Here is a 20617-nt window from a genome sequence, read left to right as displayed (position 1 = left end):
GAAATGCTCCTCGGTGTCCTCGCCGCAGACATTGCGCTTTTCGAATTCATCAGTAAATTTGAATGTCCTGAACCGAATTTTCAGTTTCCCTGAAGCGGCATCGGACCCATGCGCAACATCACGCTGAAGCATCTGCGCCTCGTCGAGAGCGCCGCCCGGCTCGGCAGCTTCACGGCGGCCGCCGAGGCGAACCACGTCACCCCGCCGGCCGTGACCATGCAGATGCGCCAGTTGGAGGACGAGGTCGGCCTGCCGCTGTTCGACCGCGACGGCCGCGGGCTGACCCCCACGGCGGCCGGCCAGGAGGTGCTGCTGGCGGCCCGCAAGGTCGACGCGGTGCTGACCGAGTGCCTGGAGGCGCTGGTCGCGCTGAAGTCGCTCGATGCGGGCCGCGTCACGGTGGGCGTGGTGTCGACCGCGAAGTATTTCGCACCGCGCATGCTGGCCGCCTTCGCCCGCCAGCATCCGAAGGTCGAGCTGCAGCTCGTGGTCGGCAATCGGCGCGAGGTGGTGGCGCAGTTCGAGGCCGGGCTGTTCGACGTCTGCGTGATGGGCCGGCCGCCCGAGACCTGCGAGATCGAGAGCGACCGCATCGGCCCGCATCCGCACGTGATCGTGGCCCCGCCCGATCACCCGCTGGCGAAGAAGCGGCACCTCGCCCCGGCCGTGCTGGCCGGCGAGACCTTCCTGGTGCGCGAGATCGGCTCCGGCACCAGGACCCTGATGGAGGGGTTCTTCGCCCATGCCGGGGTGCAACCGATCATCGGCATGGAGATCGGCTCCAACGAGACGATCAAGCAGGCCGTCATGGCCGGGCTCGGGCTCGCCTTCATCTCGGCCCACACGATCGCGGCGGAGCTGGCCGACGGCCGCCTGGTTGTGCTCGACGTCAGCGGCCTGCCGCTCGAGCGCGCCTGGTATGTGGTGCGGCTCGCGGCGCGGCGGCTGATGCCGGCCGCCCGCGCACTGCGTGATTTTCTGGTCGCCGACGGCGGCTCGTTTTTGCCGAAGATGCCGACGCCGCGGCGGAAGTGAAACCAGCGTGCGGGTTCCGACAGCGAAGCGGATGCTTGGCATCCAAGCGCAATCAGGAAGCAACGCGCGTAAAGCATCCTGATCCGGCCCATCCGGCAGCCGGACCAAACGCCCGCGGACGAAACACCTGTCATACCACCGTCACATCCACAGCCGAGCGTCCCTGAGATTCGGCCTGGCAGGAAAGGGACTCGCAATGGTGGCAGGAGAATTCAATTTCGGGGTGCTGTCCCGCCGCGAGGTGCCGGAACGAATTTTCAAGGCCGGCGACGTGATCTTCCGGGAGGGAGAGCCGGCGCAGGAGCTGTTCCTGATCAAGAGTGGCACGGTCACGATCCGATCCGAGAGCCACCTGATCGCCGAGCTCGGCGAGAACGAGCTGTTCGGCGAGATGGCCCTGATCGACAAATCGCCGCGCAGCGCCACCGCGGTGGCGGCGACGGACGTGACCCTGATCCCCGTCTCCGAGAAGCAGTTCCTCTTTCTTGTCTCCGAAACCCCCTTCTTTGCGCTGTCGGTGATGCGGGTGCTGGTCCACCGGCTGCGGCTGTACAATCGCATCGGCTGATCGCCGCGGCAATCTCCTCACGGCCAGTCGGCATAGGAGTGGTGCGTCTGCACGAGGCTGCGATGGGCGGCCGAGCGCGCCGTCTCGCGCCGGAAGGCGCCCGGCGGCACGCCGGCATTGGTCTTGAAGAACCGGTTGAAGTGCGCCGGGTCCTTGAAGCCCAGATGGGCCGAGATCTGCTCGACCGTCAGCATCGAGCGTTCCAGCAGCAGCATCGCCTCGCGCACCAGGCGCTCGTGCACCAGCGTCAGCGGCGAGCGGGCGAGTTCGCGCAGGCAGATCGCGTGCAGCCGGTCGGTGGAGACGGCGAGCGCCCCGGCGTAGCGCGGGATCCGCCAGTGGTCACGGTAGTGCAGCTCGACCAGATGGCGGAAGCGCTGGAGGATGGACGACGCCGGCCCACCCGAGCGACCCGCCACCGCCTCGATACCCGAGGCCCGCCACAGGCCGACCATCACCAGCGCCACATGCGCCGTCACGGCCGTCCACGAGCCGCGGGCGGCGGCGGAAAGCTCGCGCTCGATCGCGGCGAACGAGTGGGCGAGATCGGCGAGCGCCCCGGCCGAGGCGAGCGGCACGGCGAGCAGCCGTCCGGCGATCGCCGACAAGGCGATCGACTCGGCGTTGCCGCTCATGGTGCTGGCGAGCAGATCGTCGGCGATGGCGAGCAGCCAGCCGGTGGCGCCGGCCTTCATGTGCAGACGCTCGGCGCTGCCCGGCGGCACCCAGACGAGCGCCGGCCCTGAGAATCCGAAGAGCGGATCGGTCCCGACCAGATGCCCCGATCCGGCCGTCACCAGCATGGCGTGGCTGAGCCGGCCGTCCGGCCCGCGCTCCAGCGTCCAGTCCCGCCCCGTCAGGGCAGAGCGGATCGCCTGGAGCTGGATCTTGTGGCGGGCCAGGCTGCCGGAGAGCAGCGACGTCCCAGCGCCTGCCGGGTCCGCCCTCCTCCCAGTCATCGGCATAATGTGCAAATTCTGATCATCGACCGCATGCTCTCGCGGAATTTCGTCAATAAAGGCCCAAAAAACGATATTCAACCGGGCCGCACATTCGGGTCAAGCTCTCTCACCGGACGCTGCACCCCCAAACAACAAGTGGCGCCGGGCGGGACGGGACATCCAGGGAGGCGGTTGCGCCGGCCTCAGGCACGGGGTCGGCGCGGGCTGCGCTGCGTCGGCACCACGCGCCGCCTGCAGCCCCTGGATGTCTCCTCCCGCACTCGGCGGCCGCGATGCTGCCCGATCGCTGCAGGCCCGCGTCAGTCGGGCCGCCAACCAAGGGAGGAGACCATGCGACGCGTGTCTGCGGCGATCGCCATCGCTGCTGCGGGTTTTTGGGCGCTCTCCGGCGCCGCCATCGCCCAGTCCGCACCGGACAAGATCAAGATCGGCTACGCCATCTCCAAGACCGGCCCGTTCACGGGCGGCGCCAGCATCACCACGCTGCCGGTCTACGAGCTGTGGGTGAAGGAGGTGAATGCCGCCGGCGGCATCAAGATCGGCGACAAGCGCGTGCCGATCGAGGTCGTCGAGTACGACGACCGCAGCAATTCCGAGGAAGCCATCAAGGCGATCGAGCGGCTGGCCAGCCAGGACAAGGTCGACTTCATCCTGCCGCCATGGAGCACCGGCCTCAATCTCGCGGTCGGGCCGATCCTCAACCGGCTCGGCTATCCGCACCTCGCCGTCACCACCAACACCAACCGGGCGCCCGAGCTGGCCAAGCGCTGGCCCAACGCCTCGTTCTGGCTCGGCCTGCCCGCCGACATCTCGGTCGAGATGGTGGCGGTGCTGAGCAAGCTGCGCGCCGACGGCAAGATCGGCCCGACCGTGGCGATGATCGGCGTCTCCGACCAGTTCGGCATCGAGCTCACCACGGCGGCCCGCGACGCCTTCGCCAAGGCCGGCTTCAAGCTCGCTTACGACAAGTCCTATCCGGCCGGCTCGCAGGACATGCAGCCGATGCTGAAGGACGCCATGGCCGCGAACCCCGACGTGTTCGTCTCGTTCAGCTATCCGCCCGACACGCTGGCCGTGACCGACGCGGCGAAGGTGCTGGGCTTCAATCCGAAGGTGTTCTTCACCGGCGTCGGGACGGCGTTCCCGCTGTTCAAGCAGCGCTTCGGCGCCAATGCCGAGGGCGTCATGGGGATCGGCGGCTGGAACGCGGATTCGCCGCTGCTGAAGGACTACCTGGCGCGCCACAAGGCGGGCGTCGGCCGCGAGCCGGACCGCTGGGCGAACCCGGTCACCTTCGCCAGCCTGCAGGCGCTGCAGCAGGCGATCGAGCGGGTCGGCCTCGACCGCGCCGCCGTCGTCAAGGAGCTGCAGAGCGGCACCTTCGACACCATCATCGGCAAGGTGAAGCTCGAGGGCGGCCTTCTGAAAGACGTCTGGGCCGTCGGCCAGTGGCAGAGCGGCGAGTTCTACGGCGTCGCTCCGTCCACCAAGGACGGCGCCCGCGCGCCCGTGGTGCCGAAGCCGGCCTGGGGGCCGTAGACCCCCGCTTGGTCATTCCGGGGCGCGGGCCGCAGGCCCGCGAGCCCGGAATCCATATACACGGACCGGGGTTATGGATTCCGGGCTCGCCGCTGCGCGGCGCCCCGGAATGACGGAGTGTCGTTGGTGCTGCTTCTCGTCGACATCCTTCTGTCCGGCCTGATCCTCGGCGGCATGTATGCGCTGACCGCCACGGGGCTCACGCTGCAATACGGCGTCGCCCGCATCCTCGATCTCGCCTATGGCGAGGTGCTGGTCGCGGCAGCCTTCATGGCGTACGTGCTGTTCACCGGCGCCGCGGTCGTGCCGCTGGTCGGCCTGGTGATCGTGCTGCCGCTCGCCTTCGCGGCAAACTGGGTGATCTACCGCGTCATGCTGGTGCCGCTGGTGCGGCGCGCCCGCAACCGCGCCGCGCTCGAGACCGACTCGATCCTCGCCACCTTCGGGCTCCTGTTCGTGCTGCAGGGGATCGCCTTCGTGATCTTCGGCGGCCAATATTACGGCTATTCCTACCTGTCCGCGCCGATCTCGCTGTTCGGCGCCACCGTCGCGGTGAACCGGCTGGTGGCGCTGGGCTTCGCCGCCGTGCTGGCGGTCGGGCTCTATCTCGCCCTCACGAGAACCCGCACCGGCACGGCGATCCGCGCCGTCGCGGTCGACCCCGATGCGGCGCGCCTGGTCGCCATCGACGTGACGGCGGTCGCCGGCCTCGCCTTCGCGACCGGTGGCGCCTTGTGCGCGGCCGGCGGCGTGCTGGTCAGCATGTTCCTCACCTTCAGCGCCGGCATGGGCGTGCTCTTCACCATGAAGGCGCTGATCGTCGTCATCATGGGCGGGGTCGGCAACCTTTTGGGGGCGCTCGCCGCCGGGCTGCTGCTCGGGCTGATCGAGACCGCGGTGGCGCGACTCGTCGATCCAGGGCTGACGCTCGCGGCGACCTACGCGCTGTTCCTCACGGTGCTGCTCGTGCGGCCGACCGGCCTGTTCGGCAGGCCCGCCCGATGAGCACGCTCGCCCGCCTCTGGTCCGGCTTTCTGGTCGGCGCCACGCTCGCCGTGCTGGCGGCGGTCGCCGCCTTCGGCTCCGACTACCACGTCGCGCTGGCCATCGCGGTTTTGAGCTATGTGGTGCTCGCCACCGCCTGGGCGCTGTTCTCCGGCCCGACCGGCTATGTCTCGCTCGCCACCGTCGCCTTCTTCGGCATCGGCGCCTACACGGTGGCGGTGCTGGGCGAGGTGCTGCCCTGGCCCGTGGTGCTGCTGGTCGCGGCGCTGGTCGGCCTCGTGGTGGCACTGGTGGTCGGGCTGTCGACGCTGCGCCTCTCCGGCATCTATTTCGTCGTGTTCAGCTTCGGTCTCGCCGAGCTGATCCGCCAGCTCGTCACCTGGTACGAGGTCAACGTCACCCGCTCGGTCGGCCGCTATGTCTTTCTCGACGTCACCCAGGCCGGCATCTTCTGGCAGCTCTTTGCCCTTGCGGTGCTGGTGTTTCTGGTGGGTTGGCTCATCCGCCGCTCGCGGCTCGGGCTGGCGCTGCAGGTGATCGGCGAGGACGAGACGGTGGCGCGCCACTGCGGCATCGACACGACGCGAGCCAAGCTCACCCTGTTTGCCGTCTCGTCGGTGTTCATCACCGTGACGGGCGCCGTGATGGCGCCGCGCTGGACCTATATCGATCCGGCCATCGCTTTCAATCCGCTGGTGTCGTTCCAGGTGGTGGTGATGGCGCTGCTGGGCGGCGCCGGGGTGCTGTACGGGCCGCTGCTCGGCGCCGTGCCGCTGGTGCTGCTGTTCGATCTGATCGGCGCCCATTTTCCGAACCACTTTTCCATTCTGCTCGGGCTGGTGTTCATCGTCGTGGTCTACGGGCTGCCGCGCGGCGTGGCGGGGCTCATCCGGCATGGCACTACGTCACCCTCCCCTGGAGGGGGAGGGTCGCTGGCCGCAGGCCAGCGGGGTGGGGTGAAGCCCCGCATGCCGGAGCCGCTGTCACCCCCTCCCGCCGAGCTCCGCTCGGCGACCTCTCCGCTCCAGGGGGAGGTGAAGAAGGAGACGCCCCTCCTCGACATCATCGACCTCGGCAAATCCTTCGGCGGCGTACGGGCCGTCGACGGGCTCACATTCTCGGTGCCGCGGGGCAGCATCGTCGGCCTGATCGGCCCCAACGGCTCCGGCAAGACCACGGCGCTCAACCTGATCTCCGGCCTCATCACGCCACGCAGCGGCGAGATCCGCTTCGCCGGCGCACCCATCACGGGCCTGCGGAGCGACCGCATCGTCCATCGCGGCATCGCCCGCACGTTCCAGCTCGTGCGCGTGCTGGACGACCTCTCCTGCGCCGAGAACGTGATGGCGGCGGTGGCCTTCCGGGCGCACCCGCTGTGGGGCGAGAAGGCGCGCCACCAGGCCGCGGCGCTGCTCACCCGCGTCGGCCTCGGCGGCCGCGACGACGTGACGGCCCAAAATCTCACCTACATCGACAGCAAGCGGCTCGAGCTCGCCCGCGCGCTGGCGCTCGACCCGCAACTTCTGCTGCTCGACGAATGGCTGGCCGGGCTGAACCCGACCGAGCTGCTGGACGGCATCGCGCTGATCGCCTCGCTCAACCGCGACGGACTGACCATCGTGATGGTCGAGCATGTGATGGACGCGATCCGCTCGCTCTGCGACCGCTGCATCGTCATGAACACCGGGCGAAAGATCGCCGACGGTGTCACGGCCGACGTACTCGCCGACCCGGAGGTGGTGCGGGCCTATCTCGGAGGCGCCGATGCTGGAGATTGACCGGCTCTCGGTCTCCTATGGCCGCCACCGCGCCCTCGACGACGTGCGGCTCCGGGCCACGCCGGGCGAGATCGTCGTCGTGCTCGGCGCCAACGGGGCCGGCAAGTCGACGCTGCTCAAGACCGTCGGCGGCCTGTTGGCGGCGCATCCCGGCGGCCGCATCGCGCTGGACGGGCAGGACATCACCGGCCTGCCGGCGCATGCGATCGTCGAGGCCGGAATCGCGTTGGTGCCGGAGGGTCGCGGCATCTTCGGCGAGCTCACGGTGCGCGAGAACCTGCAACTCGGCGCCTATCCGGCTCGGGCCCGCCAGGACGAACGCGCCAATCTCGACCGGGTCTTCGCCCTGTTCCCTCGGCTGCGCGAGCGCCTCGGCCAGACCGCCCGCACCATGAGCGGCGGCGAGCAGCAGATGCTGGCGATCGGCCGCGCCCTGATGTCGGCCCCGAGACTCCTGCTGCTGGACGAGCCGTCACTCGGCCTGTCCCCGAGAGTCTGCGGCGAGCTGTTCGCGGCGCTCGCCCGCATCCGGGCGGACGGCATCGGCATCCTGCTGGTGGAGCAGAACGCCACCGCCAGCCTCGCCATCGCCGACCGCGGCTACGTGGTCGAGACCGGTCGCGTCACCCTGGACGGAACCGCCGCAGCATTGCGCGAAAATCCAGCCGTTCGCCGTGCCTATCTCGGCCTGCCCGCGCCTGCTACGTCCTCCGCCGAGTCACCAAACGACCCCCAGCCCGAGAGGTCCACGATGCTCGATGTCACAATGATGATCAACGACAAGGACACCGCCGCCTCCGCCGGCCGGACGTTCGAGCGCTGCAACCCGATCACCGGCGAGCCGGCGAGCCGGGCACCGGCCGCGACGGTCGCCGACTCGCTGTCCGCCGCCGACGCCGCAGCGGCCGCGTTCCCGGCCTGGTCGGAGCTCGGGCCCAATGCCCGCCGCGCCGTGCTGCTCGCCGCCGCCGACAAGCTCGAAGCCCGCGCCGCCGACTTCGTCGCGGCGATGACGGCCGAGATCGGCGCCGCTGCCGGCTGGGCGCATTTCAACGTTCATCTCGCCGCCGGCATGCTGCGCGAGGCCGGCGCCATGACCACCCAGATCGCCGGCGAGGTGATCCCCTCCGACGTGCCGGGCCTGGTCGCCTTCGGGCACCGCCAGCCGGTCGGCGTGGTGCTCGGCATCGCGCCGTGGAACGCTCCCGTCATTCTCGGCGTGCGGGCCGTGGCGATGCCGCTCGCCTGCGGCAACACCGTGGTTCTGAAGGCCTCCGAGATCTGCCCGGCAACGCACCGGCTGATCGGCGAGGTCTTGCACGACGCCGGCCTGCCGCCCGGCGTCCTCAACGTCGTCACCAATGCGCCCGAGGACGCGCCCGCCGTGGTCGAGGCGCTGATCGCCCATCCGGCAGTGCGGCGCGTCAACTTCACCGGCTCCACCCGGGTCGGCCGCATCGTCGCCGAGATCGCCGCGAAGCACCTCAAGCCGGTGCTGCTCGAGCTCGGCGGCAAGGCGCCCTGCGTCGTGCTCGACGACGCCGACCTCAACGCCGCGGTCGCCGGCGCCGCCTTCGGGGCCTTCGCCAACCAGGGCCAGATCTGCATGGCGACCGAGCGCATCGTGGTGATGAACGAGGTCGCCGACGCCTTCGTGCAGAAGCTCGCCGAGAAGGCGGCGTCGCTGCCGGCCGGCGATCCGCGCACCGGGCACGTCGTGCTCGGCTCGCTGATCAGCCGCGAGGCGGCCGAGCGGATAGGCGCACTGGTGCAGGACGCCGTCGCCAAGGGCGCCGTGCTGCTCGCCGGCGGCAAGATCGACGGCACCATCATGAACGCCACGGTGCTGGACCACGTCACCCCGGCGATGCGGCTCTACGGCGAGGAATCGTTCGGCCCGGTGGTCGCCATCGTGCGGGTCGGCAGCATCGACGAGGCCGTGCGGGTCGCCAACGACACCGAGTACGGCCTCTCGGCCGCGGTGTTCGGCCGCGACGTGCCGCGCGCCATGGCGGTGGCGAAGCGGATCGAGTCAGGCATCTGCCACATCAACGGCCCGACCGTGCACGACGAGGCGCAGATGCCGTTCGGCGGCGTCAAGGCCAGTGGCTACGGCCGCTTCGGCGGCCGCGCCGCGGTGGCCGAGTTCACCGAGCTGCGCTGGATCACCATCGCGACGACGCCGCGGCACTATCCGTTCTGAGCAATTCGGACCAGGCACTCCGCTCGTCCCCGCGAAAGCGGGAACCCAGGAGATTTTGACGCTGGATTCCCGCTTGCGCGGGAATGAGCGGAGGTCTGGGCGGCTCTCCCGATCCAGCGGCACCGCCGTCACCGAACCGTCATCCCACCGTCAAGACAGCGTAGCGAGCGGGTCCGAAAAGCGCGGGGCATCCTTTTCAAGGAGACCCCATGACCCGCCACCTCTCGCTCGCCGGCGCCGCGCTGGCGCTCGCGCTTTCGACCCCCGCCTTCGCCCAGCAGGAATACCCGGCCGTGCTGGCCGGCCATGCCGTGTTCCCGGCCGCGACCTTCGTCGACGCTCCGGCCGACGCACCGGCGGACCTCAAGGTCTCCGGCAAGTTCACCACGGGCACCCGCGTCGACGCGATCGGGAGTGTGATGGGCAAGTCCAACGGGCGGCCGACCGGCATCGCGCTGCCCTTCAAGGGCCAGCCGATCCAGGGCCAGTCCGGCGTCAAGGTGATGCCCGACGGCACCTATCTGGTGCTGACCGACAACGGCTTCGGTGCCAAGGCGAACTCGCCGGACGCCATGCTGTTCCTCAACCGCTACAAGGTCGACTGGGCGGCCGGCACGTTCGAGCGGCTGGAGACGATCTTCCTGCACGATCCCGACAAGAAGGTGCCGTTCCGCATCGTCCACGAGGGCACCGAGAAGCGCTATCTCACCGGCGCGGACTTCGACCCCGAAGGCTTCCAGCCGATCGGCGACGTGATCTGGATCGGCGACGAGTTCGGCCCCTACCTCATCAAGGCCGATCGCACCGGCAAGGTCTTGGGCGTGTTCGAGACCGTCGCCGACGGCAAGCCGGTGCGCTCGCCCGACCACTTCGCCGTCGCCTCGCCGGGCGTGCCCGGCCAGACCGCCGCCTTCAACGCCCGCCGCTCAAAAGGCTACGAGGGCTTCGCCGCCTCCAAGGACGGCAAGTTCCTGTACGGCCTCCTGGAGGGCGCCCTGTGGGATGCCGACAAGAAGGAATTCGAGAACCTCGACGGCAAGGCGGCCTCGCGCATCCTCGAGTTCGACGTCGCGGCGGAAAAGTTCACCGGGCGCTTCTGGTACTACCCGTTCGAGCAGAACGGCAACGCCATCGGCGACTTCAACATGGTCGACGCGACGTCGGGCCTGATCATCGAGCGCGACGACCTCGAGGGCACGGCCGACAAGGCCTGCGCGGCCGGCCAGCCGACCGATAATTGCTTCGCCCAGCCGGCGAAATTCAAGCGCGTCTACAAGATCGAGCTCTCCGACGCGACGGTGGGCAAGCCGGTGCGCAAGATCGGCTACATCGATCTCATGAAGATCCAGGACCCGGACAAGAAGGCGAAGAAGCCGCTCACCGCCGGCGTGCTGACGTTCCCGTTCTTCACCATCGAGAACGTCGACCGGGTCGACGAGACCCATATCGTCGTCGGCAACGACAACAACCTGCCGTTCTCGTCCAGCCGCGAGCCCAACAAGGCGGACGACAACGAATTCGTGCTGCTGAAGGTCGAGGAGTTGCTGAAGGCGAAGTGAGGCTGGCCACGACCAAGGCGTCGCGGCGCCGGCGTTCCCTCCCCCCTTGCGGGGGAGGGACAGGGAGGGGGGTACACCGCCGGCGATTCGTCGAGTGGCTCACCCCCCTCTCCACCTCTCCCCCACAAGGGGGGAGAGAGCCGGCTGCGGCAGGCGGAACCGCATCGAACGAAAACCACCCCGCGAACCCTACCCCAGCAGCAGCTTCTCGTCGTAGGGCGCGCGCGACATGACATGCGGGGCGCCCTCGGTGACCAGCACCATGTCCTCGAGCCGCACGCCGCCGCCGCCGCGCACGCCCGGCACCCAGATCAGCGGCTCGACCGCGAACACCATGCCGGGCTCGAACTCGTAGGTCGGCGCGCCTGGCAGCGTCTCGCCGATATAAGGCGGCTCGTTGGCGCCGATGCCGACCCCGTGGGCGATGAACAGCGACAGGAAACGGCCGTCGAGGCCGTACTTTCCGGCGGCGCGCACGATCGCGTCGGCACAATCCTTGTTGGTGCGACCGGGCCGCATCTCGGCGATGCCGTCGATCAGGCCCTCGTAGACCGCGGTGAAGATCTTGCGCTGCTGGTCGGACGGCTTGCCGCAGATCACGGCGCGCGCCATGTCGCCGAAATAGCCGCCGAAGGCCGCGCCGATGTCGATGAAGACGATGTCGCCGTGGCGGATCAGCTTGTCGCTGCAGATGCGGTTGGGCGGCGCCATGTGCTCGCCGGAGGCGACGAACGGCGTCATCACGTGCGAGTACTCGCCGCCGAGCCGGAACAGCGTGCGCATCGCCTCGCCGGCGACGTCGCATTCGCGCACGCCCTCGGCGATCGCCGCGGTGGCCGAGGCCGTGACGGCGTCGGCGATCGCGGTCGCCTCCTCCAGCAGCACGATCTCCTCGGGCAGCTTGTGCCGGCGGGCGGCGAGCATCGGCGTGTCGCCGTCCTCGATCTGCAGCTTCGGGAAGTGACGGGCCAACGCCTTGACGAACACGGTGTTCGATTCGTCGAGGCCGAGCTTGGCGTCGGTCAGCCTGTACGCCTGCAGCACCGGCCCGAGGATGTCCTTGACCATGCCGTCGACGAGGGCGACCTCCTCGATGATCGGGATGGTGTGTGCCTCCTCGATCCACGGCATGGTGAGGTCGACCCGGTTGCGCTCGCCGCCCGAGCAGAACAGGATGGGCGCCCTCCCCTCCACCAGCAACGCCCCGTTGAGCGCCGTCGTCTTGCCGGTGATGAGTTGCGGCCGCAGATCCGTCAGGTAGCGGCAGTTCTCGTCCTTCCACACCAGGAGCGCGTCGAGCCCGGCCTTGCGGCGCTGCTCCTGCGCCTTGGCGACCCGCTTGCTGCGGAGCGCGGCGACGTCGAGCCGCTGCTCGTAACCGACATTGAAGGGGCCGCGCGCATACCGATCCATGCGGACTGTCTCCTCGTGCATTGTTCTGGCGGTCGCGGGCGGGAAGAGCCGCTCGGGACGGAGGACGTCCCAGGTCCGCGAAACCGGTGAGCGCAGGAGACTACACCAGGAGCACGATGCGGGAACACGCAGGCTTGCAACGCTGGCGCGCCGGAAACGGGGAGCGGTCCAGGAGGACCCACATCCTCCGCTCATTCCCGCGCAAGCGGGAATCTCGGCTTTTCTTCCTTCTGGGTCCCCGCCTTCGCGGGGACGAGCGGAATGGTCGGCGGCCTTGATCGCCCGCGACCGGCGCGGGCATGACGGCTCGGAGGTTGGGCTACTTCCCGGACCAGTGGACGAAGCGGCGTTCCATCGTCAGGAACAACAGGTTGAGCCCGTAGCCGAGCGCCCCGGCCGCGAAGATCGCCGCATACATGTCCGGCATCTCGAACATCTGTTGCGCCTCGAACACCCGGTTACCGAGGCCGTCGGTCGAGCCGATGAACATCTCGGCGACGACGACGATGACGAGGGCGAGCGACACCCCGTTGCGCAGGCCCACAAAGGTCTGCGGCAGGGATTCGCGCAGCATCACGTCGAACAGGATGCGCAGCCTCGACGCCCCCATCACCTTGGCGGCGAGCAGGCGCGTCTTTCGCGCGTTCATGACGCCGTAGGCGACGTTGAACAGAATCACCAGCGCGGCCCCGAAGGCCGCGACCGAGATCTTGGTCTTGTTGCCGACCCCGAACAGCACCAGAAACAGCGGGAACAGCGCCGAGGCCGGGGTCGAGCGGAAGAAGTCGATGACGAACTCGAGCGAGCGGTACATCTTCTCGGCCGAGCCGAGCACGATGCCGAGCGGGATGGCGATCACGGCGGCGATCGCGGTCGCGTAGACGGTGCGCTCCACGGTGCGCACGAAATCGAGACCGAGCTTGCCGCCCGTCATGCCGGTCCACATGGCCTTGAAGGTGTCCACCGGCGGCGGCAGCAGCACCGGGTCGACCAGCCGCATCCACACCACCCAGTACCACAGGAGGACAAGCGCGATCACCCCGATGATCGGCCGCAGCGGCTCGAAGCTGGGCATCTTCATGTGCGTCGCACCTCGCGCTGGAAGATCTCGAGGCAGTGCGCCTTCATGCGCACGAAGCTCGCCTCCGACAGGGTCTCGTCGGTCCGGGGCCGCGGCGCCGCATAGACCGGGAAGTCGGCGACCCGGGCCGGCCCGCGCGACAGGAGCAGGATGCGGTCGGCGAGATAAACCGCCTCTTCGAGATCATGCGAGACCAGCACCGTGGTGGTCCTGGTCTCGGCGAAGATGCGCTGGAGCTGCTCGCGCATGAACAGCGTCATCTCGTAGTCGAGCGCCGAGAACGGCTCGTCGAGAAACAGGATCTCCGGCTCGACCACCAGCGCCCGCATGATCGAGATGAGCTGCTGCTGACCACCGGAGAGCTGGTAGGGATAGCGATTGAGATCGATCTTGACGCCGAGATGCTCGACCAGCCGCTCCACCCGGGCCCGCCGCTCGGCCCTGGGAACGCGGCGGAGCTTGAGCGGATATTCGATGTTATCGAACGCCCGCATCCAGGGGAACATCGCCTCGCGATAGTTCTGGAACACATAGCCGAACGTGATCTCGTCGATGGTCTGCCCGTCGAACAGCACGCGCCCCGCATCCATCGGGATCAGCCCGGCGATCATGTTAATCAGCGTGCTCTTGCCGCAGCCGTTGGGGCCGAACACCGAGATCAGCTCGCCGCGCGGGATGTCGAGGTCGAAGTCCTGGTAGATCACCGCACCGCCGAACCGCTTGGACAGGCCTCGCACCGTCACGTGCGGCACGGTCCGGTGATGAACCGGTGGATCGTGCGACATCGACGGCGATTGGAACATGGTCAACCCGCGGTCCGGCCGGTGGATCGGAAGGAGTGGTGGATCAGAAGCTCTGCAGATACTTGGTGACGTCGACCTTCTCGCTCAGCGTCCCGGTCGACACCGAGAAGTCGATGAAGCGCTGGAAGTCGGCCTTGTCCTTGGCGGTGAGATCCTTGGTCATCACGAACTTGACCAGCGGCACGGTGTCGACCACGTCGTCGGGCGTCAGGGTGTTCTTGGCGAGGAACTTCCGCGCCTCGTCCGGCTTGGCGTTGATGAAGGCGACGGCCTGCGCCCAGGCGGCCGTGAACCGCTTGGCGACGTCCGGCCGGTTCTTGACGAAGTCGCTGGAGACGACGCAACCGGCCACGAAGGCGTTGGCCTCCGGATCGCCGAGCACGTACTTGGCAATCAGGCCGGCCTCGAGCGTCGAGGCGACGCCGAGCTTGCGCATGGTGGAGGCCTGCGGCTCCAGCGTGAAGGCGGCGTCGAAGGTGCCGGCCGTGATGGCGTTGACGTGCTGGGCCATGTCGAGCTGGTCGAGCGTGTAGTCGCCCTCCTTCAGCCCGACGGCGGCGAGCGCCGCCTTGGCCATCGTCACGTTGGCCGGCCCCGGCGCCGACATGATCTTCTTGCCTTTCAGATCGGCGAGCGTCGAGGCGGTGAGTCCCTTGCGGACCACGAACTGCTCCATCTGATAGGTCTTGTTCTGGCTGTTGAGCGAGATGTACATGGCGACGCCGGGCTTCTTGATGTCGGCGTTCATGCCCTCGATCGTCACCAGCACGGCGGCTGCATCGATCTGGTTGCCGATCAGCGCCGCGACATTGGGCGGGCCGCCGATCAGGCGCACCATCTCGGGAGCGATGTTCTGCTCCTTGAAATATCCCTTCTCGACCGCGACGAAATAGGGCAGCGACGAGGCGACCGGGAACACGCCGACCGTCACCTTGTCCTGTGCGCCCGCCGGCGACATCGTCGCGGCCAAAAAGCCCGCTGCGGCCAGAACACCGCGCATCATCGACACCACCGACCGCATGCTCTCTCCTCCGTTCTGACCGGTTCCGGACGACACGGCCGCGCGCCGTGAGAACCATCGAAAACCTTGCAAGTCCCGTGCCGTGAGCCGCGTTTCGCGCCCCCACGGCACGGGCCGTTCGGCCTATGCCCCGGCGTCGACGATGGCGATCACCGGGCCGCCGCCATGCGGCCCCTGATGCATCGCATCGACCGAGACGAAAACGCAGGGATCGCCGATCGCCGCTGCCGCGACACCGCCCACCGCGCCTTTGGAATGACGGTGGTGATGCACGTCGGAGTCGTCGAGCATGATCTGGCGGCGGCCGCGCAGCAGCGCTCGCTTGTCGGCCTCGCATTTGATGAAGACGTTGACCAGCCGGCCGTCGAGATCGGCGGCGCGCGCTCGCTCCGGCAGCGCGAGCCCGGCATAGCGGATGGCGTCGTAGATGCCGTCGATGTCGAGCGCGTCCTTCATCACCGCATGGCCGATGCGATAGCGCCCGCCGGCACCGGCCTTGTTGCCGAGCAGGACGATCTGGGCCCGCGTCAGCTCGACACCCGACGAGCAGGAGGCGACCGACGAGTAGAGATCGAGATTGCGGCAGATCTCCTCCGCCTCCGGCATCTCGACCTCGCCGAGCGCGACAGCGATGCCGAGCGCCGTGGTGCCGTTGGAGACGCCCATCGAATCGTGCACCTCGCAGGCGACGGTCTGGCCGCGATGCTCCGCATCGCGCACCGAGTCGATGGTGAGGAGCGGCGTCTTGGTCTGGACGTAATGCACGTCCTTGGGGTCGTCGATGCCGGCATCGCGCATCGCCGCCTTCACGGCGGCCGCAACCTTCTGGACCATGGCAGGGCGGCCGATGTCCTCCGGCAAAAGCTCCTCGCTCAGCGCCGTGCCGATGACGAGCCGCGCCTCGGAGGCCGGGCCGGTCTCCGGCGTGCGGGCGAAGACGGTCGCGTGCGGCGTGATGACGCCGTCGCAGCCGCCCGACCACACCATCGGGATGCCGGCCACCGCCGCCTCGCCGCGCGTGCCCTTCCTGATCAGCACGCGGCGGAACGCTTGGTCGGACAGAAGGCGCGTAAAATCGTTGACGCCGCCATTGCCCTCGGTCTTGCCGATCACGGCGACCACCTGGTCGGCCGAGAACCGCCCGCTGTCGATGCAGGCGTCGAGCCCGGAGGCATCCTGCACGCTCTTGATTTCGATCTTGGCGACGTCGATGGCCATGCGTGGCACTCCCCTTTTTCAGCCCGTGCGTGTCCACGGCTCGCAGTCGCCCCGCAGCATCGCCTCGAAGCCCGGGCCACGATCGATCATCGGCAGCGGCGAGGATCGCCGCAACCTGATTTCATCCCGCAGTGCGGAAGTCGCCGCGGCATCCACCGCCGCCTCGCCCTCCGCCGACGTGATCAGCACCACGCCGTAGTCGTCGCGCGCCGCGCCCGCCGAGACCTTGCCTTCGGTGACGTCGCCCGCGACCAGCTCCGGCTCTCGCGTCAAGGGATCACCCCAGCCGCCGCCCCCCGTGGTGACGACCCGGACCACCTGCCCGGCCTTGACCGGCTCGCCGTCGACCAGCCCGCCGAGTTTTCGCGCTTCTCCTTCGAGGTCGACCGTGACGCAGAACGGCTGGCCGGCCTTGCCGCCCTTGACGCCGTAGCAGCCGAGGCGGACACGGTCGGCCGTCACGATGGTGCGGCAATCGACCAGCGCGCGGTAATGCTTCTCGTAGCCGAGCCCGCCGCGGCGATAGCCCGCGCCGCCTGAGTCGGTGCGCAGCGCCAGCTTCTCGACCAGGAGCGGAAACCGCGTCTCGGTGAACTCGGCCGGCTGGTTGCGCGAGTCCGGCACGATGTGGATGGCGTCGTTGCCGTCGGCGTAGAAACGCCCGCCTGAGCCCCCGCCCAGAACCTCGCGCGACAGGAACGGCTTGCCGTCGCGGTCGATGCCGAAGAAGCCGGTGTAGCGGATGGTCTCCTGGTCGGCCGGGATGCGGCCGTCGACGGCCTGCGCCACCACGCCGGCGAGCAGGCACAGGCAGCGCAGCAGCACGAAGCTGCGCGCATTGGTGGGCGCCGGCCATTCCGGCGTGATCAGCGTTCCCTTCGGCGGGAACACCACGTCGAACACCTCGCAGACACCCTCGTTGACGTCGATCTCGGCCGCGCGCTCCGGCGTGTCGGCGAGATTGCGCAGGATCGGGGCGATCCACTTGATCAGGAAGGCGCCGCCGGCATAGTCGGCCGGCCAGTTGATCGGCCCGGTGGACTGCGGATCCGTGCCGGTGAAGTCGAGCGTGATCTTTCGGCCGCGCTTGGTCATCTTCAGCGCGAGCTTGTGCAGCTTCGGGTCGGTCAGGCCGTCGTGCTCGACATAGTCTTCCCAGGAATATTCGCCGTCGGCGATCTTGGCCAAAAGCTCGCCGGCGAAGACGTCGCGGCATTTTTCCAGGATGGCCTGGAAGCACGCCTCGACGGTCGCCTTGCCGAAGCGCGCGAACAGCTCGGCCATACGGCGCGCGCCCATCAGACAGGCCTGCATCTCCGAGTCGAGATCGGCCGCCAGCATCTCGGGCACGCGGGTGTTGCGCTTGATGATGGTGAAGGCCGCTTCGTTACGCACGCCGTCCGAGTAGAATTTGATCGGCGGAACCGCGAGGCCTTCCTCGAACACCGAGGTCGCCGTGCCGGGCATCGAGCCGGGCACCCGGCCACCGATGTCGTCGTGATGGCCGAAGGCCTGGATGAAAGCGACCACCTCGCCGTCGTGGAACACCGGAACGGTCGAGCACAGATCCGGCAGATGGCCGATCGAGCCCTCGGTCAGATAGGTGTCGTTCATCAGATAGACGTCGCCGGGCCGCATCGTTTCGATGGGGAAATCGCGCACCACGGCGTTCGGCATCGCCGAGTAGGAACGCCCGGTGAGCTTGCGGCAGCGGCGGTCGAACAGGCCGACCCGGTAGTCGTGCGCCTCGCGGATCATCGGCGAGCGCGCCGTGCGCTCGATCGCATACTCGATCTCGGCCTCGATCGAGTTGAGCGTGCCCTCGACGATCTGCAGAATGATCGGGTCGACGGGCTTCATAGACGCCGGAGCGTCGACGATGCCGGATGTCACAGCCATGTCCATCACAGCCCCAGATCCTGATATCCGGTCCGTTCTCCACGCACCGCAGACTGTTCCCTCCCCCCTTGTGGGGGAGGGTCAGGGAGGGGGGTAGCGACGTCGCTCCGTGCCTGCGGCTCACCCCCCTCCCCGTCCCTCCCCCACAAGGGGGGAGGGAGCGACGAAGGCGCGCGCCGTGCCGAAGGAGCAGCATCCGTGTTGTGAATGATCAGAATCCCGTGCGGGTCGACCTCGAGAGTCTGCCCCGGAAACACCACCGTGGTGGAGCCGAACTCTTCCACCACCAGCGGGCCGAAGATGGTCTCGCCGGCCGACAGCGTCGCGCGCTGCAGCACCGGCGTGTCGACGAAGGCGCCGCCGAACCAGACCGGGCGCCGCGCCGGCATCACCGGGGCGCCGCTACGCGGTGCGAGCCGCGGCATCGCCGGCCGCTCGATCACGCCGAAGCCGGAGACCGTGAAGTTGACCAGCTCGACCTTCTGGCGGCCTGCATAGTCGTAGCCGAACGTTCTCAGGTGAGCCGCGTGGAACGCCTCGATCAGGCCGGACAGGAATGCCTCGTCGACCAGCCCGGCGGGCGCCACGACCCGCACCTCCATGGACTGGCCCGCGTAGCGGAGATCCGCCTCGCGCACCAGACGCACCCGCTCGGGTGCGATGCCGTCGCGCTCCAGCGTGCTGCTGGCATCGGCCTCGAGGCCGCGATAGATGGCGGCGACCGCCGCAAGGTCGATGGCGCTCTCGTGCATCACCTTGGTGACGATGTGGTCGGTGCGCCAATCGACCGCCAGGAGCCCGAAGGCCGAGAGGTTGCCGGGATTGGGCGGCACGATGCAGGCCTTCATGCCGACCAGTGCCATCACGGCGGGCGACTGCGCCGGCCCGGAGCCGCCGAACGACAGAAGGGCAAAGTCGCGCGGATCGATGCCGCGCTGCACCGTCATCTGGCGGATGGCGTTGGCCTGGTTCCAGTTGGCGATTTCTATGATGCCCTCGGCCAGTCGTTCCGGGCTCATCTCGCCGGGCAATTTCGCAGCGAGCGCCGCGAGCCCGGCGCGCGCCCGCTCGCGGTCGAGCGCGATGCCGCCGCCGATCAGCGCCGGCGGAATGCGGCCGAGCACCAGATTGGCGTCCGTGATGGTCGGCTCGTCGCCACCGTTGGGGTAGCACATGGGCCCCGGATCGGCGCCGGCACTCTTCGGCCCGACCTTCAGGTGCCCTTCGCGCGAAATCCAGGCGATCGAGCCGCCGCCCGTGCCGATGGTCTTGATGTCGATCATCGGCACCCGCACCGGGAACGGGCCGACGGAGCCGCCATTGGTGACGGTCGGCCGGCCGCCTTCGATCAGGCACAGATCCGTCGAGGTGCCGCCGGCGTCGAGCGTCACCAGATCCGGGAAGCCGGCGATCTCGGCGATGACGGCGCTGCCGAGCGCGCCGGCCGCAGGTCCCGAGAGCGCCGTGGTGATCGGCTTCTTCATCACCTGCTCGGCGCTGGCGACGCCACCGCTGGACTGCATCACCAGGAACGGCTTTTCCCGCAACTCCGAGCCCAGCTCGTCGGCGATGCGGCGCAGATAGCGGCCGACATGCGGCTTGACGAACGCATCGACCAGGGTCGTGACGGTGCGTTCGTATTCGCGATACTCGGGCAGCACCTCGCAGGACAGCGACAACACGGCCTCGGGATATTCCTCCGCCACGATCGCGGCGGCGCGGCGCTCGTGGTCGGGATTGGCATAGGCGTGGATCAGGCAGATGCCGATCGCACGCACGCCCTGCTGCTTGAAGGCGCGCGCGGCGGCCCGCACGCTCTCCTGGTCGAGCGGCCGCAGCTCCTCGCCGCGCACGTTCAGCCGGCCGCCGATCTCGTGCACCCGATGCAGCGGCACCAGGCGGTCCGGCTTCACCCAGAAATACGAGTTGCCGTAGCCGTCCGGCACCGACTGCCGGGCGATCTCCAGCACGTGGCGAAAACCCTCGGTGACGATCAGGCCGAGCGAGTCGATCGCGCCCTGCAGCAGCGCATTGGTGGCGACCGTGGTGCCGTGCGCGAGTCCCGCCACATCGGCGACCGTGCCGCCGGCGTCCTTCAGGATCGCCGTGACGCCGCGCACCAGGCCGATGGCCGGATTGTGCGGCGTCGAGGCGACCTTGGTGACCCGCATGGCGCCCGAGGCCGCATCGACCGCGACGATGTCCGTGAAGGTGCCGCCGGTGTCGATGCCGATCCGCAGCCGAGGGTGCGTCGCGCCTTGCGCCATCCTGTGCCGTCTCCTGTCTCGCGCACCCGAAAGCGGGCGCGAAGTCCGACAGCGAAACTATGCGGAGGCGCAAAGCCCATGTCCAAACGGGATTGGCGAACCCATTATCGGAAAATCCGATGGCTCGGAGATGCAGAGTTGCGGTTGCAGCGCAACCGCTTCCACCGGTCATTCCGGGACGGCGCAACGCGCCGGACCCGGAATCCAGCGTCACATTCGGTGTTTGTCGCTGGATTACGGGTTCGCCGCTCCGCGGCGCCCCGGAA

The 20617-nt window shown here is 68.6% G+C and carries 15 protein-coding genes and 1 pseudogene; 8 read left to right on the top strand and 8 right to left on the bottom strand.

Features of this window, described 5'->3' with window-relative positions; genetic code table 11:
* The first annotated feature begins 108 nt into the window (after positions 1–108).
* Positions 109–1035 carry a LysR family transcriptional regulator gene (locus HXX10_RS20375; protein ID WP_296524682.1) on the top strand — a complete coding sequence of 309 codons (927 nt, stop codon included), beginning with the start codon at positions 109–111 and terminating at the stop codon, positions 1033–1035.
* Positions 1036–1231: 196 nt separating this feature from the next.
* Positions 1232–1603, top strand: coding sequence for a Crp/Fnr family transcriptional regulator (locus HXX10_RS20370; protein ID WP_296524681.1), 372 nt, complete (start codon positions 1232–1234; stop codon positions 1601–1603).
* A 17-nt stretch (positions 1604–1620) separates the two neighbouring features.
* Here the strand turns inward: HXX10_RS20370 and HXX10_RS20365 are convergent, their stop codons facing one another.
* The gene (locus HXX10_RS20365; RefSeq protein WP_296524680.1) at positions 1621–2568 is read right to left on the bottom strand and encodes a helix-turn-helix domain-containing protein; all 948 of its coding nucleotides are present in this window, start codon (positions 2566–2568) and stop codon (positions 1621–1623) included.
* A 327-nt stretch (positions 2569–2895) separates the two neighbouring features.
* Between HXX10_RS20365 and HXX10_RS20360 the strand changes: the two genes are divergently transcribed.
* The 6 genes and pseudogenes from HXX10_RS20360 to HXX10_RS20335 all read left to right on the top strand — a co-directional run bounded on the left by HXX10_RS20360 (position 2896) and on the right by HXX10_RS20335 (position 10649).
* Complete coding sequence (locus HXX10_RS20360) at positions 2896–4104, top strand: amino acid ABC transporter substrate-binding protein (RefSeq protein WP_296524678.1); 1209 nt, start codon at positions 2896–2898, stop codon at positions 4102–4104.
* A 129-nt stretch (positions 4105–4233) separates the two neighbouring features.
* Entirely contained in the window at positions 4234–5109 is an 876-nt protein-coding gene (locus tag HXX10_RS20355; protein ID WP_296524739.1) for a branched-chain amino acid ABC transporter permease, read from the top strand.
* Positions 5106–6887 (top strand): branched-chain amino acid ABC transporter ATP-binding protein/permease, encoded by a 1782-nt coding sequence (locus HXX10_RS20350; protein WP_296524676.1) that lies wholly within the window; start codon positions 5106–5108, stop codon positions 6885–6887. Before HXX10_RS20355 ends, HXX10_RS20350 begins: the two co-directional genes overlap by 4 nt.
* Positions 6874–7350: pseudogene (locus HXX10_RS20345) on the top strand (ABC transporter ATP-binding protein); the annotation flags it as partial. The gene HXX10_RS20350 and the pseudogene HXX10_RS20345, both read left to right, overlap by 14 nt.
* Positions 7351–7638: 288 nt before the next feature.
* Positions 7639–9090 carry an aldehyde dehydrogenase gene (locus HXX10_RS20340; RefSeq protein ID WP_296524737.1) on the top strand — a complete coding sequence of 484 codons (1452 nt, stop codon included), beginning with the start codon at positions 7639–7641 and terminating at the stop codon, positions 9088–9090.
* A gap of 209 nt (positions 9091–9299) precedes the next feature.
* Entirely contained in the window at positions 9300–10649 is a 1350-nt protein-coding gene (locus HXX10_RS20335; RefSeq protein ID WP_296524674.1) for an esterase-like activity of phytase family protein, read from the top strand.
* 189 nt (positions 10650–10838) lie between these two features.
* Here HXX10_RS20335 and HXX10_RS20330 read toward each other — a convergent pair whose 3' ends face one another.
* From HXX10_RS20330 to HXX10_RS20300, 7 genes are all read right to left on the bottom strand, one after another.
* Positions 10839–12062 (bottom strand): Xaa-Pro peptidase family protein, encoded by a 1224-nt coding sequence (locus HXX10_RS20330; RefSeq protein ID WP_296524673.1) that lies wholly within the window; start codon positions 12060–12062, stop codon positions 10839–10841.
* Positions 12063–12381: 319 nt separating this feature from the next.
* Positions 12382–13143 (bottom strand): ABC transporter permease, encoded by a 762-nt coding sequence (locus HXX10_RS20325; RefSeq protein ID WP_296524672.1) that lies wholly within the window; start codon positions 13141–13143, stop codon positions 12382–12384.
* Entirely contained in the window at positions 13140–13946 is an 807-nt protein-coding gene (locus HXX10_RS20320) for an ABC transporter ATP-binding protein (RefSeq protein ID WP_296524735.1), read from the bottom strand. The genes HXX10_RS20325 and HXX10_RS20320 overlap by 4 nt, the downstream gene beginning before the upstream one ends.
* A 43-nt stretch (positions 13947–13989) precedes the next feature.
* A complete protein-coding gene (locus HXX10_RS20315) occupies positions 13990–14967 on the bottom strand; it encodes an ABC transporter substrate-binding protein (RefSeq protein ID WP_296524670.1) in 978 nt (325 codons plus the stop codon).
* Between the two features lie 123 nt (positions 14968–15090).
* The gene (locus tag HXX10_RS20310; protein WP_296524668.1) at positions 15091–16185 is read right to left on the bottom strand and encodes a ring-opening amidohydrolase; all 1095 of its coding nucleotides are present in this window, start codon (positions 16183–16185) and stop codon (positions 15091–15093) included.
* A gap of 18 nt (positions 16186–16203) precedes the next feature.
* Positions 16204–18090, bottom strand: coding sequence for a hydantoinase B/oxoprolinase family protein (locus HXX10_RS20305; protein WP_296524667.1), 1887 nt, complete (start codon positions 18088–18090; stop codon positions 16204–16206).
* Positions 18090–20351 (bottom strand): hydantoinase/oxoprolinase family protein, encoded by a 2262-nt coding sequence (locus tag HXX10_RS20300; protein WP_296524666.1) that lies wholly within the window; start codon positions 20349–20351, stop codon positions 18090–18092. Before HXX10_RS20300 ends, HXX10_RS20305 begins: the two co-directional genes overlap by 1 nt.
* Between the last annotated feature and the right edge of the window lie 266 nt (positions 20352–20617).

Origin of the sequence: Rhodoplanes sp. (genome assembly GCF_013377085.1) — a bacterium.
Classification (GTDB): Bacteria; Pseudomonadota; Alphaproteobacteria; order Rhizobiales; family Xanthobacteraceae; genus Rhodoplanes.
Note: the sequence above shows the minus strand (reverse complement) of the source record. Positions and strands in the feature narration are given on the sequence as shown.

Excerpts from the sequence above, each read along its gene's own strand:
- HXX10_RS20335 (WP_296524674.1), top strand. The coding sequence starts at position 9,300 with ATGACCCGCCACCTCTCGCTCGCCGGCGCCGCGCTGGCGCTCGCGCTT.
- HXX10_RS20330 (WP_296524673.1), bottom strand. The coding sequence starts at position 12,062 with ATGGATCGGTATGCGCGCGGCCCCTTCAATGTCGGTTACGAGCAGCGG.
- HXX10_RS20375 (WP_296524682.1), top strand. The coding sequence starts at position 109 with ATGCGCAACATCACGCTGAAGCATCTGCGCCTCGTCGAGAGCGCCGCC.
- HXX10_RS20365 (WP_296524680.1), bottom strand. The coding sequence starts at position 2,568 with ATGCCGATGACTGGGAGGAGGGCGGACCCGGCAGGCGCTGGGACGTCG.
- HXX10_RS20310 (WP_296524668.1), bottom strand. The coding sequence starts at position 16,185 with ATGGCCATCGACGTCGCCAAGATCGAAATCAAGAGCGTGCAGGATGCC.
- HXX10_RS20325 (WP_296524672.1), bottom strand. The coding sequence starts at position 13,143 with ATGAAGATGCCCAGCTTCGAGCCGCTGCGGCCGATCATCGGGGTGATC.
- HXX10_RS20350 (WP_296524676.1), top strand. The coding sequence starts at position 5,106 with ATGAGCACGCTCGCCCGCCTCTGGTCCGGCTTTCTGGTCGGCGCCACG.
- HXX10_RS20370 (WP_296524681.1), top strand. The coding sequence starts at position 1,232 with ATGGTGGCAGGAGAATTCAATTTCGGGGTGCTGTCCCGCCGCGAGGTG.
- HXX10_RS20360 (WP_296524678.1), top strand. The coding sequence starts at position 2,896 with ATGCGACGCGTGTCTGCGGCGATCGCCATCGCTGCTGCGGGTTTTTGG.
- HXX10_RS20320 (WP_296524735.1), bottom strand. The coding sequence starts at position 13,946 with ATGTTCCAATCGCCGTCGATGTCGCACGATCCACCGGTTCATCACCGG.
- HXX10_RS20315 (WP_296524670.1), bottom strand. The coding sequence starts at position 14,967 with ATGCGGTCGGTGGTGTCGATGATGCGCGGTGTTCTGGCCGCAGCGGGC.
- HXX10_RS20300 (WP_296524666.1), bottom strand. The coding sequence starts at position 20,351 with ATGGCGCAAGGCGCGACGCACCCTCGGCTGCGGATCGGCATCGACACC.
- HXX10_RS20340 (WP_296524737.1), top strand. The coding sequence starts at position 7,639 with ATGCTCGATGTCACAATGATGATCAACGACAAGGACACCGCCGCCTCC.
- HXX10_RS20305 (WP_296524667.1), bottom strand. The coding sequence starts at position 18,090 with ATGGACATGGCTGTGACATCCGGCATCGTCGACGCTCCGGCGTCTATG.